Here is a 14,580-nt window from a genome sequence, read left to right as displayed (position 1 = left end):
TTGCGAGGGCGCTTCGGTTCTCTGCTCGTTTCGATTGACTCGTTCAGGTCGCTTTTGACTGCGTCAAATGACTCACAGGGTCACCGCTTCCTTCGCTCCCCAAGCTGATTGCCTGTCCTGCAGACGCTCCTGCGAGAGCGCCTGTACTCCAGGCAATCTGTAAGTTAAATCCTCCTGTATGGGCGTCGACGTCGATCATTTCGCCGGCGAAGTACAGGTTGGGGATCAGTTTGCTGCGCATGGTGCCGGGCTCGATTTCCTTCACGCTTACACCGCCGCGGGTGACGATGGCTTCGGCAATGGGCCGGGGAGCCTTTACGGTCAGCGGCAGGGCTTTGAGCGTGGTGAGCAGGGTTTCCCGCTGGGCAGCAGTGATCTGGTTGCAGGGTAGAACCGGGGAGATCCCGCAGAGCCTGGGGAAGATTTCCGCAAGGCTGGCGGGCAGCAGGCCCGGCAGGACGCTCTTCAGCTGCTTTTTACCGGCTTCTGAAAAGTCCCGGCGAAGACGGGCATCCAGCTGTTCCCGGGTGAGACCCGGCTTCAGGTCAATGGACAGGCGGGCGCCTTTGGCAGGATCCGGCAGGTGGCAGCTGGCTTCCAGCGCCAGAGGGCCGGAGATCCCGAAGTGGGTGAAAAGCATTTCTCCCAGTTCGGAATAAAGCGTTTTTTTGCCGGAAGTCAGATTCAGCGTGACATTCCGGAGGCTGAGCCCCTGGAGTTCCTTCGGCCAGGTTTCTTCTGTCTCCAGACCGACAAGGACAGGGGAGGCGAGGACTACGGTGTGTCCCAGCGCTTCGGCAAAGCGGAATCCGTCGCCGGTGGAACCGGTGGAGGGATAGCTCAGGCCGCCGCAGGCCAGAATGACCGCGTCAGCGGGAAGAAAGGTTTCGTCCGCCAGCACCGCGCCTGAGATCCTGCCGTTTTCCGTTCTGAGACTGCGGACATCGGCATTCAGGCGGATCCGGACATTCAGCTTCCGGAGCAGGCCGGCCAGGGCTTTTGTGACATCACTGGCTTTTTCAGAAGCAGGGAAGACCCGCTTTCCGCGCTGCACGGTGACAGGGCAGCCGTTTTCCTCCATCAGGGATATCATATCCCGGGACGAAAAAAAACTCAGCGCGCTGTAAAGAAACCGCGGATTGCGGGAAACCTGGGACAGGAACTCGTCCAGGTCGCAGTCGTTGGTCAGGTTGCAGCGGCCTTTGCCGGTGATATAGACTTTCTTTCCGAGTTTTTCGTTCTTTTCGAGCAGGGTCACATTTGCCCCTGCTTTGGCGGCAAACACAGCAGCCATCATGCCGGCTGCGCCGCCACCGATGACCAGTATTTCAGCCATGGAAATTCTCCCTCCGAATCAGTACGGCGGAAACGGCGGAAAAGCTTTCCGCAGCTCCTGTGAAAGTATACGGGAAAAGCGGAAAATATGCAAGAAAAGCAGGAAAAAGAGCTTGACTTTAGCTCGATAAAGTGATAATGTACTGATGTGATCCGGAAAACGGATCCTTATCCAATGATTCTGAGGAGGAAAACACCAATGAAGAAACTGCTTGCTCTTGCCCTGGCCCTGTGTCTGGTTCTCGGCGCTTCCGCTGCCCTGGCGGACGAATTCAAAATGGGCATCGACGCGGAATACCCGCCTTTCAGCTATCTGGACGATGACGGCAGCTACGCCGGCTTTGACGTTGAAATGTGCAAGGCAGCCTGCGATATTCTCGGCCTGGAACAGGTGATTGTTCCGATCAACTGGGATACCAAGCTGATCTCCCTGGACAACAAGGAACACGACTGCGTCTGGTCCGGCATGACGATCCTGGACACCATGAAGGAAGCCGGATATGTGCTGTCCTTCCCCTACTATGACAACACCCAGGTTGTGCTGACCAAGGAAGGCAACGGAATCAGCACCGTGGAAGACCTGGCCGGAAAGCGTGTGGCTGTGCAGCTGGGCACCTCCGGCGAAGCCCTGCTGGCCGATCCGGAAGGACAGCTGGAGCTGGCTCAGACCTTTGAAGGCGGCGCTCCCGTGACCATGGAGAACTTCAACATCTGCGGCACCGAGCTGGACGCCGGCGGCGTGGACGCGGTTGTGATCGACTTGCCCGTGGCCCAGAACCTGGCCAGCCGCTTCAACGGCTTCGTGATCCTGGACACCAACCTGGGCAGCGAACAGTACGGCATCTGCTTCCGCAACGGAGACGATGAGCTGTGCAAGAAGTTCGAAGACGCCATCATGAAGCTGGTGGAAGACGGCACTTACCTGAGCCTGGCCCAGAAGTACGGCCTGGATGAGAACGTGCTGTGCCTGCTGAACAAGTAAGTTTTTTCCCGCGGCGCGGGAGATGACAGAAGTCTGATCACGCAGGGGCCCGGTAACAGGCCCCTGCGATTTCACATTGAAGGAGCTTCCGAATCATGACGATCCTGACGATGATCACCAAGATGAGCGAGGGCCTGGGAAGAACCTGTGCAATCTTCTTCCTGACGCTCCTTTTTTCGCTGCCGCTGGGACTGATTGTGTCCCTGCTGCGCATGAGCAGGAACAAGGTGGTTTCCTCCATCATGAAGGTATACATTTCCGTGCTTCGCGGAACACCGCTGATGCTGCAGCTGCTGGCAGTGACCTATGGCCCTTACTACCTTTTCGGGATCAACGTTTCCCGGGAAAAGCTGATCCCGGTGGTGATTGCCTTTTCCCTGAACTATGCGGCATACTTCGCGGAGATCTACCGCGGCGGCATTGAGTCCATGAGCCTGGGCCAGTATGAAGCGGCGGAGGTGCTGGGATACACGAAATTCCAGTGCTTCATCAGGATTATCCTGCCACAGGTGATCAAGCGGATCCTGCCCTCGGTGACCAACGAGATTGTAACCCTGGTGAAGGACACCTCCATGGCGTTTACCGTGGCCTATCAGGAGATGTTCACCATCGGCAAGCAGATCGCGAATTCCCAGACCAGTTTCATGCCCTTTGTGATCGCAGGTGTGTTCTATTTCCTGTTCAACGCAATCGTGGGCTGGGTCATGGGACGGTTTGAGAAGAAACTGAGTTATTACAGGTGATGACGATGAGCAAGCTTCTTGAGATTAATCATTGCAGGAAACAGTTCGGCAGCACGGAGGTGCTGACGGACCTGAGCATATCAGTGGAAGAGGGACAGGTGCTGTCCATCATCGGCCCCAGCGGCAGCGGAAAATCCACGCTGCTGCGCTGTGCCACGCTCCTGGAAACCATGGACGGCGGCGACCTGATCTACCTGGGCAACTATGCCGCGCGGGACGTAAACGGAAAAGCGGTTTACGCGGCGCCGGCTGAGCTGCAGAAGATCCGGGGCATGTTCGGCCTGGTGTTCCAGAACTTCAATCTTTTCCCGCACTATTCCGTGCTGAAAAACGTGATGGAAGCACCGATGCTGGTGCAGAAGCGGCAGGAAAAGGAAGTCCGGGAAGAGGCCATGGCCCTGCTGGAGCAGATGGGCCTTTCAGACAAGGCGGACGCCTATCCCTATCAGCTGTCCGGCGGACAGCAGCAGCGGGTTTCCATTGCCCGGGCGCTAGCCATGAACCCGAAGATCCTGTTCTTTGACGAGCCGACTTCCGCCCTGGATCCGGAACTGACGGGTGAAATCCTGAAGGTGATCCGGAAGCTGGCGGAGAAGAAGATGACCATGGTCATTGTGACCCATGAAATGAGCTTTGCCCGGGACGTTTCAGACTGGGTGGTGTTCATGAACGGCGGCGTGATTGTGGAACAGGGAGATCCGCGGGACGTGATTGACAATCCGACCCATGAGCGGACGATTCAGTTCCTGAGGAGACTGCAGGAGAAATGAAAACATACCGGTATGTAAGGCTGGACCCGACAGGCAATATCACCTGCCTGGTACTGGATCCGGCGGATCACGGGGACGAAAAAAACCTGACCCGGGAACTGCTGAAGGAATGCGAGCAGGTGGCATACCTGGAGAAGCCTTCGCTGCCGGGTGCTGTGGCGGCCATCCGCCTGATGGGCGGTGAATTCTGCGGCAACGCGGCCATGGCGGCCGGAGCCTGGCTGGTCCGGGATGAACTGGCAGCAGGCAGCGAAATGTCTTTCCTGATACAGGTGTCCGGAGCGCCCGAACCGGTGAACTGCCGAATCCGCAGGACAGGGGAGGCTTTTGAGGGCACGGTGGAAATGCCTCCGGTGAAGGAGATCCGGGAGGCAAATATCGCAGGCATGTCCTTTACACTGGTCCGGATGGACGGCATCGTTCACCTGATCCGGGAGGGCAATCCCCTGGAAAAGGAAGCCGCGGAGAAGCTGCTTAAGGAAGCGGCTGATACACTGCCGGACGAGGCTGTCGGCCTTTTGCAATGGAACCGGGATACACAGTACATGTGCCCGCTGGTATACGTGCGGGGCAGCGGAAGCCTGGTCTGGGAAAACGGCTGCGGCAGCGGCAGCGCAGCTGTCGGCGCGGCGGAAGCACTGCGGACAGGAAACGGATTGCAGATTACGCAGGTGAAGCAGCCGGGCGGCGTGATCGGCGTCAGCGCGGAGGCGGAGGACGGACGGATCCTCTCTGTACAGATCACCGGACAGGTCAGACTAAATACAGAAACAGTCATTGAGATCCCGTAAGGGATTGTGTTATACTCTTCTCATCACAAAAAAAGACAGAAGGTTCAGCCCATGATACACAGAGCGGAAAACAAAACACGCCATCGCAGGGTTCAGCTGCAGATGGTTGTTTTGCTTTTGCTCTTTACGCTGCTGACGACCTCGCTGACGGGATGGATTATCTATGACCGGACTTCGGACCAGGTGATCCGGGATACCTGGCAGCAACAGGAGGCGCTGCTCCGCAGTACCGTGGCAGCGGTGAACCGGGAGATTGAGCAGGTGAAGTCTTTCTCCTGGCAGATCAGCAATGACAGCAGCGTGCAGAAGTACCTGCACCTGATGGAGGAAACACCGAAGGATATCCTGACCAAACGGGGCATCATTGAAAAACTGCAGCAGATGAAGGCCTTCAGCAACACCATGGCGGATATCGGTATTTACGCGGAAGGCATGGACATCATTATTACCGGGGAGAGCAGCTATCGGGCGGCAGACTATTACAGCCGGATCGACGGCATTACACTGGAGAAGATGATCGGAGAGCGTTCCGTACCGGGCACGGTGGCGCTGGGCCGCTATGCGGGGAACGGGACGGTCAGCCGGATCCTGAGCAAGGAACCGGTGCTGGTCTTTGTCAGCAGCCTGCCGCTGAACGCACAGGCCGGGAAAAGCTATGCTTTCTTCCAGCTGAATGCGGACAGGCTGTATGCCTGCCTGCCGGAAAGCGACGCCGGGACGCTGCTGCTGACGGACGGGGAAGGCATCCCGGTGATCCCGACGGACACAGAAGACAGCGCCGCAATCAGCCGGCAGTATGTACAGGAAAAACAAAACCGGATTCGCTATAACGGCAGCGAATACGGTGTGCTGAGCATGGAAACGGCCGCTGAGGGGCTGAACTGTACCGCTGTCATTCCTTACAGTGAACTGCTGAAACCCAGCCTGCGCCTGCGGGATGTGGTGATGCTGGTGATGGGCATTTGCATGGCGATCGGCCTTGTGGCGGCTGTGCTTGCCTCCAGGCGCCTGTATGCGCCGCTGGAGAGACTGCTGGGTAACGTCCGGCAACTGTGCCGCAGCTTGCCGGATGACAACCGGGGAAATGAATATAAGATGCTGGACGACGCCATCCACCTGATTTCGGCGGAAAACCATGAACTGACGCTTTCCAACCGGGAAGTGAACCGGCTGCTGAAGAACCGGCTGCTGAACGACTGGATGGAAGGCCGCCTGAAGGGAGACGCTGGCGAAACGCTGGCCAAGGTCGGTGTGGAACTGCCCTATGGGCTGGTGCGGATTGCCGTGGCTGAAACAGCGCCGCGGGACCTGGAACGACTGGAAGCACGGACGGGAGCAAATACGGCGGATCGTATTGAAACCCTGGCAGCAGAATCCGACCTGGGATTGCTGCGGGTCTGGTGTGCCAGACGGACGGACGGACTGATCCTGATCCTGTTCAACCTGAACGGAGAGCCGTCCGAAACCGCGTCGGTCGGGCAATGGCTGCAAGTCTGCCGTGAACAGGTGTTCGGGGAGTGCCCCTGTGCCATCGGCCTGGGCGGAATCCGCGAAAAAGAACGAGCGGCAGAATCGCTTGTGGATGCGATGATCGACCTGCGCAGCGGCGAGGAAAGCCGGGAAGAGAAGCATTACGCGCGGCTGACTGAATACATCCGGAAGGAATACATGCATGAAATCTCCCTGGACAGTGCAGGGGAAGCCCTGGGCATGTCGCCCAGCTACATCGGTCTTGTATTCCGGAAGGTGGGGGAGACCAGTTTCCTGAAATACCTGACAGATATCCGGATGGCAGAGACAAAACGACTGCTGAAGGAAACGGATCTGACGCTGCGGGAAATCGGTGAAAGAGTCGGAATAGAGAACCAGAATACGCTGATCCGCACGTTTAAAAAGGCCACGGGCGTTACGCCGGGACAGTACAGAGTGTCAAATCAGGCGATGCATTCGCAGAATGGATGATCGCTTTTCAGCAAATCTGAAGCCAGTTTCACAGAATGGCAGATAGCCTGCGGGCGTGTTTTCATGCTACCTTCAAACCAACGGAGGTGGACCTCATGCATACATCCCGCGGCGCGCGGCTCTGGCGCAGGATCTGGGCATCCAGATACCTGTATTTGATGTTTTTGCCTGTCTTTTTATATTACGTCATATTCCGCTACGGGCCTATGCTGGGCCTGTCCATTGCATTTAAGGATTACAATGCGTTCCTTGGATTTGACAGAAGTCCGTGGGTGGGCATCAAATACTTCAAACAGTTTTTCAATTCCATCTATTTATGGAGACTGCTGCGCAACACGCTGCTGATCAATCTGTACGACCTGGTCTTCAATTTCCCGGCGGCGATCATCCTGGCACTGCTGCTGAATGAGGTTCAGCAACGCCGGTTCAAGAAGACGGTACAGACCATCACCTATATGCCGTACTTCATTTCCAGCGTTGTGCTGGCCAGTATGGTGGTGCAGTTCCTGTCTCCCTCCAGCGGCATCGTCAACAACCTGATTGCCGCACTGGGCGGGGAACGGAAATATTTTATGACCCAGCCGGAATCCTTCCGCACGATCTATACAATCATGAACCTGTGGAAGAACATCGGCTGGAACTCCATCATCTTCCTGGCGGCCATCAGCGGAATCAACGGTGACCTGTATGAAGCCTGCCGGGTGGACGGAGGCGGACATCTCCGCCAGACCTGGCACATCACGCTGCCGGGAATCGCGGGGACGATTGTGGTGCTGCTGATCATGCGGCTGGGTCACGTGCTGGACGCCGGCTATGAGACCATCCTGCTTCTGCAGAACAGCGCAAACCAGGAAACCAGCGATGTGATCGGCACCTATGTGTACCGCCGCGGACTCAAGGGCGGCGAGTACAGCTATGCCACGGCTGTGGGTATGTTCCAGAGCGTGATTGGCTTTGGAATGGTCATTTTTGCGAACTGGCTCAGCCGCCGTTACAGTGATACGAGTCTGTGGTGAGGGGAGGAACGAGTATGGAACTTACGCGCAGACATACCGGAATCCGGGTATCCCCCGGCCGCAGGGCCTTTGTGATCATCAATACCATTGTCCTGCTGCTGGTCAGTGCCATTATGCTGTATCCTGCCATCTATGTGATTGCGGCATCTTTTTCCGAGGAGACGGCAATCCTCCGGGGAGACGTTTTCCTCATCCCTGTGCGGGCACATGTGAAGGCCTATCAGAAAGTTTTTGTATATCCGATGCTGTGGCAGAGCTACAGAAACACCCTGATCTATACTTTCCTGGGCACGGCCATTAACCTGGTGCTGACGGTATTCGGCGCATGGGCGCTGAGCCAGAAGAAAATGGTGGGACGCCGCTTCCTGACCCTGATGTGCACCTTCACCATGTTCTTCGGCGGAGGCATGATTCCCACATTCCTGGTGGTCAAAGGCCTGGGACTGCTGAATACAATCTGGGCGATTCTGCTGCCAGGCGCAGTGAGTACCTATAACATGATCCTGATGCGTACCTTCTTCCGCCAGATTCCGGAGAGCCTGGTGGAGGCGGCGGAGCTGGACGGGTGCCGGGATTTCGGCGTGCTGTTCCGGATTGTATTGCCCCTGAGCCTGGCCAGCCTGATGACCATCGGAATGTTCTATGCCGTAGGACACTGGAACAGCTATTTCCCGGCGGTGATGTACCTGACAACAAACAAGGAACTGAATCCGCTGCAGATTATTCTCCGCCAGGTGGTGCTGCTGAACGAGATTGTGGAGAATGCCAGCAGTACGGAAAACGTGATGGCGGAGGGAATCAAGTATGCCACGATCGTGGTGGCCATGCTGCCGATGCTGTGCATCTATCCCTTTGTGCAGCGGTATTTTGTCAAGGGCGTTATGGTAGGCTCCGTGAAGGAGTAATGACTTTGGTCTGACCCCCGGAGGATGGGGTTTTGATAGCATTACCAAATCACAGAAGGAGGAAGAATCATGAAACACTTTTCCCGTCTCCTGGCGCTGCTCCTGGCAGTTGCCCTGCTGCCGCTGTCCTTTATGGCAGCCGCGTCCGCGGAAGAACCCGTGACGATCACCATCTGGGGTTCCGACCGTGAGAATATGCCTTTCCGCAACGGCCTGTGGACCATTGACGTCCTGCAGGAAAAGCTGGGAATCAAGATTGAGATTATCTCCGCTCCCACCGAGAACCTGGCGGAGAAATACGGCCTGCTGATGGCCGGCGGCGACCTGCCCACCATCGTGCAGTACAAAGCGAAGGACCTGCTGCTGTACAAGGACGCCTGGACTCCCCTGAATGAGCTGATCAACGAGACCGACACCCCGAACCTGTGGAAGGTCTACAGCGACGCGGAGATCCGCCGCAAGGTTTCCGACGCGGACGGCATCATGCGGTTTATCGGACAGCGGACGGCCATCACCGCCGGCAAGCTCTACTTCTGGCGCCAGGACTGGCTGGACAAGCTGGGACTGGAAACCCCGAAGACCACGGAAGACCTGTACAACGTGTTCAAAGCCATCAAGGAAGGCGATCCCAACGGCAACGGCGAAGCGGATGAGATCCCCTTTGCGGTGCGCAAGAACGGCAGCAACAACCGCGGCAACGTGATCCCCTTCATCAACAACTGGGGCATCGCCGAGACCTTCTTCGCGGAAGACGGCCAGGTGAAGTTCGGCGCCACCGATCCCCGGATGAAGGACGCGCTTGAATGGCTGAACCGCTGCTATGCGGAAGGTCTGATCGACCAGGAATACCTGACCCGCGACAAGACCGCGTGGTACAGCGCCTGGACCAACAACCAGGTGTTCATGAGCTATGACTGGAGCGCCTACATTGACAACGTAGCCAACCTGTTCAAGGATGTGGAAACCGATATCAACATCGTCGGCGCCGTTCCTCCGGAAGGCCCCACCGGCATCAGCGAGACCCGTGACCAGCTGCAGCCCATCACCGTGGATGAGGACTGGAACGCCGGTATCTTTGTCGGCGCGACTGAAGAACAGAAGAAGGCCGCCCTCAAGCTGCTGGACTACGTCTACAGCGAAGAAGGCATGATCCTGATGAACTTCGGCGAAGAAGGCACCCACTTCAACATTGTGGACGGCGACTACAAGTATTCCGACCTGATCATGAACAACCCCGACGGCCTGTCTCCCCAGGACGCCCTCCGTTCCTTCGGTATCCAGAGCATGCTGACCCTGCTGCAGGACGCCCGTTATGAGCGTGCCTTCGTCAGCGACGAGGTCAACCGGATCCGTGATATCTACGAGCAGGAAGGCCATATCGGCGACGCATTCCCGACGCTGGCGTTCACCAATGATGAACAGGGTATCATCAATGAAAAGTACACCGAAATCGAAACCTATATGAACGAGACCATTGATAAGTTCATCATGGGCGTTGAACCGCTGGACAAGTTTGACGAGTATGTGGCTCAGGTTGAACGTATGGGCCTGGCGGACGTGCTGGCTGTCTATCAGGCTGCCTATGACCGCTACATGAAATAAACGGTAATCTCCTGACTTTGGGGAACGGGTCTGCGGATCCGTTCCCCTCTTTTTTACCTGCTGACATTTATTGACAGTGATTCGGCGGATATAGTAAGATGAAGACGGATGAAAACTGACTGACAACTGAACATGACCGAATGGAGGAAAACCGATGAAAAAGCTGTTTTGCCTGATTCTGACGTTCGCCCTGCTGCTGGTATCCGCCGCGGTATTCGCGGAAGCGCAGCCGGAGGAGTCCCTGTTTACGCCCGGAGCCTATACCGGGGAAGCCCAGGGCATCTTTGTGCCGGTCAAGGTGACGGTGCAGGTGAGCGAAAACGAGATTGAGACCGTGCTGGTGGACGCCACCGGGGAAACGCCCGAGCTGGGCGGCATCGCCGCGGAAAAAATGGCCATGGCCATTATGAACGCGCAGACTCCGAACGTGGATACCGTGAGCGGTGCCACCGTGACCAGTAACGCGATTATCGCCGCCGCGACCTCCGCCCTGGAGCAGGCAGGCGCGGACATTGCGGTGCTGGACGCGAATCGCAAAGACACCAAGGACGCCGGTCCCAAGGAAGAAAAGACGATTGATACGGAAATCGTGATCATCGGTGCCGGCGGCGCGGGTATGACCGCAGCCATCATGCTGCAGCAGGCCGGAAAGGATTTTGTGATCCTGGAGAAAATGCCTTACGTGGGCGGCAACACCACCAAGGCCACCGGCGGCATGAACGCTTCTGAAACCCATTACCAGAAGGAACAGGGAATTAAGGATTCCAACGCGCTGTTTGCGGCTGACACCATGAAGGGCGGCCACGCGCTGAACGACTCCTCCCTGGTGGCTGTAATGGCCAACAGCTCCGCGGGAGCCATTGACTGGCTGGATACCATCGGGGCGGAACTGCCAAAGATATCCTTCTCCGGCGGCGCTTCCGTGAACCGTATCCACGCTCCGGCGGACGGTTCCGGCGTCGGCGCGTACCTGGTGGACCGCTTCTCCGCGAAGCTGAATGAGCTGGGCGTGGAAGTGATGCTGGAAACCGCGGCAACCGAACTGATAGCGGACGCGGACGGAAAGATCACCGGCGTGAAGGCGGAGGGCCCGGACGCGGTCTATACCATCAACGCCAAGGCTGTGATCCTGGCCAGCGGCGGATTTGGAGCCAACGAGGAAATGTACACCACCTACCGTCCTGACCTGAAGGGTACGGTGACCACCAACGCGCCGGGCGCAACCGGCGACGGTATCGTGATGGCGCAGGCACTTGGAGCCGACCTGGTGGATATTGAGCAGATCCAGCTCCATCCCACCGTGGAACAGACGACCTCCATCCTGATTACTGAATCGGTCCGGGGCGACGGCGCTATCCTGGTGAACCAGAGCGGCGTACGTTTTACCAACGAACTGCTGACCCGTGACGCGGTATCCGCGGCGGAACTGGCCCAGGAAGGCAGCTATGCCTACATCATCTTTGACCAGAAGCTGCGGGATAACCTGAAGGCCATTGAAAAGTATGTGAAGAGCGGCATTACCGTTCAGGCGGATACGATCGAAGGCCTGGCGGAACAGCTGAACATCGATCCCGCGACGCTGGCAACGACGCTGGCTGACTGGAACGAGATCGTGAAGAACAAGCGGGATACCCAGTTCGGCCGAACCACCGGTATGAATGAAGACCTGACCACCCCGCCGTATTACGCCATCAAGATCGCTCCCGGTATTCACCACACCATGGGCGGCGTGAAGATCAATACCGCGGCTGAGGTCATCAATACCGACGGCGCTGCCATTCCCGGACTGTTCGCAGCCGGTGAGGTCTGCGGCGGCGTGCATGGCGGCAACCGCCTGGGCGGCAACGCGGTGGCGGATATCGTCATCTTCGGCCGGATCGCGGCGGAAAGTGCCATGGCTTACCTGGCCAAATAAAGCTTTACGGACAACTGAACCTGACCGCCGGAGCGTATGCTCCGGCGGTTTTTCTCTGTTCTTTCCCCGTTTCGTTATTGTCCTGTCCTGTGCCGGATGGTAAGATAAGAAAACGGCAAAAACAGAGATCCGTTTATCATTTCAGAGGTGAGCAAATGAAACAGTACGTTATGGGAAACGGCGCAATTGCGCTGGGAGCGCTGGCCGCAGGGGTGAATCTTGTGGCGGGGTATCCCGGTACGCCGTCTTCCGAGATCATAGAGACGATCTCCCACTATCCGCATGATGGCCTGCATCTGGAATGGTCCGTCAATGAGAAAGCCGCGCTGGAAGTAGCCGCTGCGGCTGCCTACAGCGGCGCCCGGGCGATGGTCACAATGAAACAGATGGGCCTGAACGTTGCTTCTGACCCGCTGATGTCTGTGGCCTATATCGGCGTGAAGGGCGGGCTGGTGATTGTGAGCGCGGACGATCCGGGTCCCATCTCCTCCCAGACGGAGCAGGATACCCGCAGGTATGCGGATTTCTGCCGTATCCCGGTATTTGATCCTTCTTCACCGGAAGAAGCGTATGAGATGATCCAGGAGGCCTTTGCGTATTCCGAGAAATACAGCACGCCTGTACTTTTCCGGCCGACCACCAGGGTCTGCCATGCCTATGCCTCCGTGGAAACCCCGGACAGCTTCGCACCGAAGGCGTATGAAGGCTTTGAACGGGATCCAGGCCGGTGGGTGATTTTCCCGCGGCTGTCCTACATCAACCACGGCAAAATGGAAGCACGCAATGTGGAAGTCGGCAGGGATTTCTCTTCCTTCCGGTTCAACACCGTCGAAGGCGAAGCCTCAGAGAAAGCGGTTGTTACCTCCGGTGTGAGTTATACCTACGTCAAAGAGTGTCTGAAAGGCCATGAGGGGGTCCGGCTGATCCGGATTGCCACGGCATTCCCGTTCCCGGAGGATTTCATCCTGAAGGCCCTGGAAGGCGTGAAGGAGGTGCTGTGCATTGAGGAACTCAGCCCGTTTATTGAGGAGCAGATCCTGAAAGCAGCCGGAAAGCATCACCTGGCGCTGCGGGTTTCCGGAAAACTGGACGGCAGCGTTCCCCATAACGGAGAAAACAGCGTGGAGCTTTGCACAGGCATCCTGAATACCTTCCTGGGAGTCCGGACCGGCTATGATCAGCGGGATCTTTCGGATGCACCGGCACTTCCGGTGCGTCCGCCGGTGCTGTGCGCCGGCTGTCCGCACAGGGCTTCTTTCTACGCGGTGAAGAAAGCAATGAAAGGCCGGAAGGCAGTATTCTGCGGCGATATCGGCTGTTACACGCTGGGAAATGCCATGCCGCTGGATATGGTGGACACCTGCCTGTGCATGGGCGCGGGCATTACCATGGCCCAGGGCCTGAGCCACATGAACCGGGACACGGTCAGCTTTGCCTTTGTGGGAGATTCCACTTTCTTTGCTTCCGGAATGACCGGTGTGGTGAACGCGGTCTATAACGAAGCGGATATGATCCTGTGCGTGCTGGACAATTCCACTACTGCCATGACAGGCCACCAGCCCCATCCAGGTACCGGCCGGAACATGATGGGGAACGTGGTGGAGAAAGTCAATATTGAAAAAGTACTGGAAGGAATCGGGGTTAAGAAGATCGTGACGGTCGATCCCCTGGCACTGGAAGACAGCATCAGGGCTGTGCAGGAGTGTGCCGAGGAAACCGGCGTCCGTGCAATCATCTTCAAATCGCCCTGCGTAGCCATCACAAAGCCGGAAAAGAAATGCGCGATTGACACTGCAAAGTGTGTTAACTGTAAAAAGTGTATCCGGGAGATCGGTTGTCCCGCGCTGATCACGGTGGACGGCCGGGTGGCCATTGACCGGAACCTGTGCGCGGGCTGCGGCCTGTGCAGCCATATCTGTCCCACCGGCGCGATCGGAGGTGAGCAGTGATGAACAAGGATATCCTGATCTGCGGTGTGGGCGGCCAGGGAACCGTCCTCGCATCCAAAATCATTGCCGCGGCAGCGATGGAAGAAGGCAGTCCCGTTCATTCCGCCGAAACCATCGGAATGGCCCAGCGGGGCGGATCGGTTACGAGCCACGTCCGGATCGGCGGGGAAGCCTGTTCCCCCCTGATTCCCTATGGCAGCGCGGATATGCTCCTGGCTTTTGAACCCGGGGAAGCAGTCCGGAACCTGAAGTATCTCCGGCAGGGCGGGATCGCGGTGGTGAATACCGCCCCGACGAAACCTGTCACGGAATCCCTGCGGGACACGGGATATGACGGCAGGGAAATGATTGAATACCTGCAGCAGAAATGTGACTGCATCCTGATCAACGCGGAGGAAGTCTGCAAACCCTTCGGATCCACCCGGTTTTTCAACGTTATCCTGCTGGGCGTAGCTGCGGGTTCCGGCCATCTTGGCCTGAGCCGGGAAACCCTGCTGAAGCAGCTGGAGAAGCGGGTACCGCCCAAATATCTGGAGATAAACACCAGGGCCTTCCTTGCCGGCGTCGAGATTGCCGGACAGGCATCCGGTGAACGGAAAGGAGAATAAAC

At 57.4% G+C, this 14,580-nt stretch carries 12 protein-coding genes; 11 read left to right on the top strand and 1 reads right to left on the bottom strand.

Translation table 11 applies throughout. The features are described from left to right. Positions 1-43: 43 nt before the first annotated feature. Complete coding sequence (locus tag JRC49_03835) at positions 44-1,336, bottom strand: NAD(P)/FAD-dependent oxidoreductase (protein QTE71967.1); 1,293 nt, start codon at positions 1,334-1,336, stop codon at positions 44-46. 198 nt (positions 1,337-1,534) lie between these two features. Between JRC49_03835 and JRC49_03830 the strand changes: the two genes are divergently transcribed. From JRC49_03830 to JRC49_03780, 11 genes are all read left to right on the top strand, one after another. Continuing rightward, complete coding sequence (locus tag JRC49_03830; GenBank protein QTE71966.1) at positions 1,535-2,317, top strand: transporter substrate-binding domain-containing protein; 783 nt, start codon at positions 1,535-1,537, stop codon at positions 2,315-2,317. Positions 2,318-2,412: 95 nt separating this feature from the next. Then, a complete protein-coding gene (locus JRC49_03825) occupies positions 2,413-3,060 on the top strand; it encodes an amino acid ABC transporter permease (GenBank protein QTE71965.1) in 648 nt (215 codons plus the stop codon). After that, positions 3,060-3,830 carry an amino acid ABC transporter ATP-binding protein gene (locus JRC49_03820; protein ID QTE71964.1) on the top strand — a complete coding sequence of 257 codons (771 nt, stop codon included), beginning with the start codon at positions 3,060-3,062 and terminating at the stop codon, positions 3,828-3,830. The genes JRC49_03825 and JRC49_03820 overlap by 1 nt, the downstream gene beginning before the upstream one ends. After that, entirely contained in the window at positions 3,827-4,621 is a 795-nt protein-coding gene (locus JRC49_03815) for a hypothetical protein (protein QTE71963.1), read from the top strand. Before JRC49_03820 ends, JRC49_03815 begins: the two co-directional genes overlap by 4 nt. Before the next feature lie 51 nt (positions 4,622-4,672). Beyond that, positions 4,673-6,583, top strand: coding sequence for a helix-turn-helix transcriptional regulator (locus JRC49_03810; GenBank protein QTE71962.1), 1,911 nt, complete (start codon positions 4,673-4,675; stop codon positions 6,581-6,583). A 95-nt stretch (positions 6,584-6,678) separates the two neighbouring features. After that, positions 6,679-7,599 carry a sugar ABC transporter permease gene (locus JRC49_03805; GenBank protein ID QTE71961.1) on the top strand — a complete coding sequence of 307 codons (921 nt, stop codon included), beginning with the start codon at positions 6,679-6,681 and terminating at the stop codon, positions 7,597-7,599. A 14-nt stretch (positions 7,600-7,613) separates the two neighbouring features. Continuing rightward, positions 7,614-8,504, top strand: a complete 891-nt coding sequence (locus tag JRC49_03800) for a carbohydrate ABC transporter permease (protein ID QTE71960.1) — start codon at positions 7,614-7,616, stop codon at positions 8,502-8,504. 69 nt (positions 8,505-8,573) lie between these two features. Continuing rightward, positions 8,574-10,106 (top strand): extracellular solute-binding protein, encoded by a 1,533-nt coding sequence (locus JRC49_03795; GenBank protein QTE71959.1) that lies wholly within the window; start codon positions 8,574-8,576, stop codon positions 10,104-10,106. Between the two features lie 154 nt (positions 10,107-10,260). Further along, positions 10,261-12,021, top strand: coding sequence for a flavocytochrome c (locus JRC49_03790; protein ID QTE71958.1), 1,761 nt, complete (start codon positions 10,261-10,263; stop codon positions 12,019-12,021). Between the two features lie 170 nt (positions 12,022-12,191). Beyond that, positions 12,192-13,970 (top strand): indolepyruvate ferredoxin oxidoreductase subunit alpha, encoded by a 1,779-nt coding sequence (gene iorA, locus JRC49_03785; protein ID QTE72781.1) that lies wholly within the window; start codon positions 12,192-12,194, stop codon positions 13,968-13,970. Next, a complete protein-coding gene (locus JRC49_03780; protein ID QTE71957.1) occupies positions 13,970-14,578 on the top strand; it encodes an indolepyruvate oxidoreductase subunit beta in 609 nt (202 codons plus the stop codon). The genes iorA and JRC49_03780 overlap by 1 nt, the downstream gene beginning before the upstream one ends. Positions 14,579-14,580 lie beyond the last annotated feature (2 nt).

It is taken from the genome of Clostridiales bacterium FE2011 (assembly GCA_017569305.1).
Lineage (GTDB): Bacteria > Bacillota > Clostridia > Christensenellales > Aristaeellaceae > Aristaeella.
The sequence above is the reverse complement of the archived record's forward strand: the minus strand, read 5'-3'. Positions and strand labels throughout refer to the sequence as shown.

Bases quoted from the DNA above. Each gene is read 5' to 3' on its own strand.
- JRC49_03835 (QTE71967.1), bottom strand. From the start codon at position 1,336: ATGGCTGAAATACTGGTCATCGGTGGCGGCGCAGCCGGCATGATGGCT.
- JRC49_03830 (QTE71966.1), top strand. From the start codon at position 1,535: ATGAAGAAACTGCTTGCTCTTGCCCTGGCCCTGTGTCTGGTTCTCGGC.
- JRC49_03825 (QTE71965.1), top strand. From the start codon at position 2,413: ATGACGATCCTGACGATGATCACCAAGATGAGCGAGGGCCTGGGAAGA.
- JRC49_03820 (QTE71964.1), top strand. From the start codon at position 3,060: ATGACGATGAGCAAGCTTCTTGAGATTAATCATTGCAGGAAACAGTTC.
- JRC49_03815 (QTE71963.1), top strand. From the start codon at position 3,827: ATGAAAACATACCGGTATGTAAGGCTGGACCCGACAGGCAATATCACC.
- JRC49_03810 (QTE71962.1), top strand. From the start codon at position 4,673: ATGATACACAGAGCGGAAAACAAAACACGCCATCGCAGGGTTCAGCTG.
- JRC49_03805 (QTE71961.1), top strand. From the start codon at position 6,679: ATGCATACATCCCGCGGCGCGCGGCTCTGGCGCAGGATCTGGGCATCC.
- JRC49_03800 (QTE71960.1), top strand. From the start codon at position 7,614: ATGGAACTTACGCGCAGACATACCGGAATCCGGGTATCCCCCGGCCGC.
- JRC49_03795 (QTE71959.1), top strand. From the start codon at position 8,574: ATGAAACACTTTTCCCGTCTCCTGGCGCTGCTCCTGGCAGTTGCCCTG.
- JRC49_03790 (QTE71958.1), top strand. From the start codon at position 10,261: ATGAAAAAGCTGTTTTGCCTGATTCTGACGTTCGCCCTGCTGCTGGTA.
- iorA (QTE72781.1), top strand. From the start codon at position 12,192: ATGGGAAACGGCGCAATTGCGCTGGGAGCGCTGGCCGCAGGGGTGAAT.
- JRC49_03780 (QTE71957.1), top strand. From the start codon at position 13,970: ATGAACAAGGATATCCTGATCTGCGGTGTGGGCGGCCAGGGAACCGTC.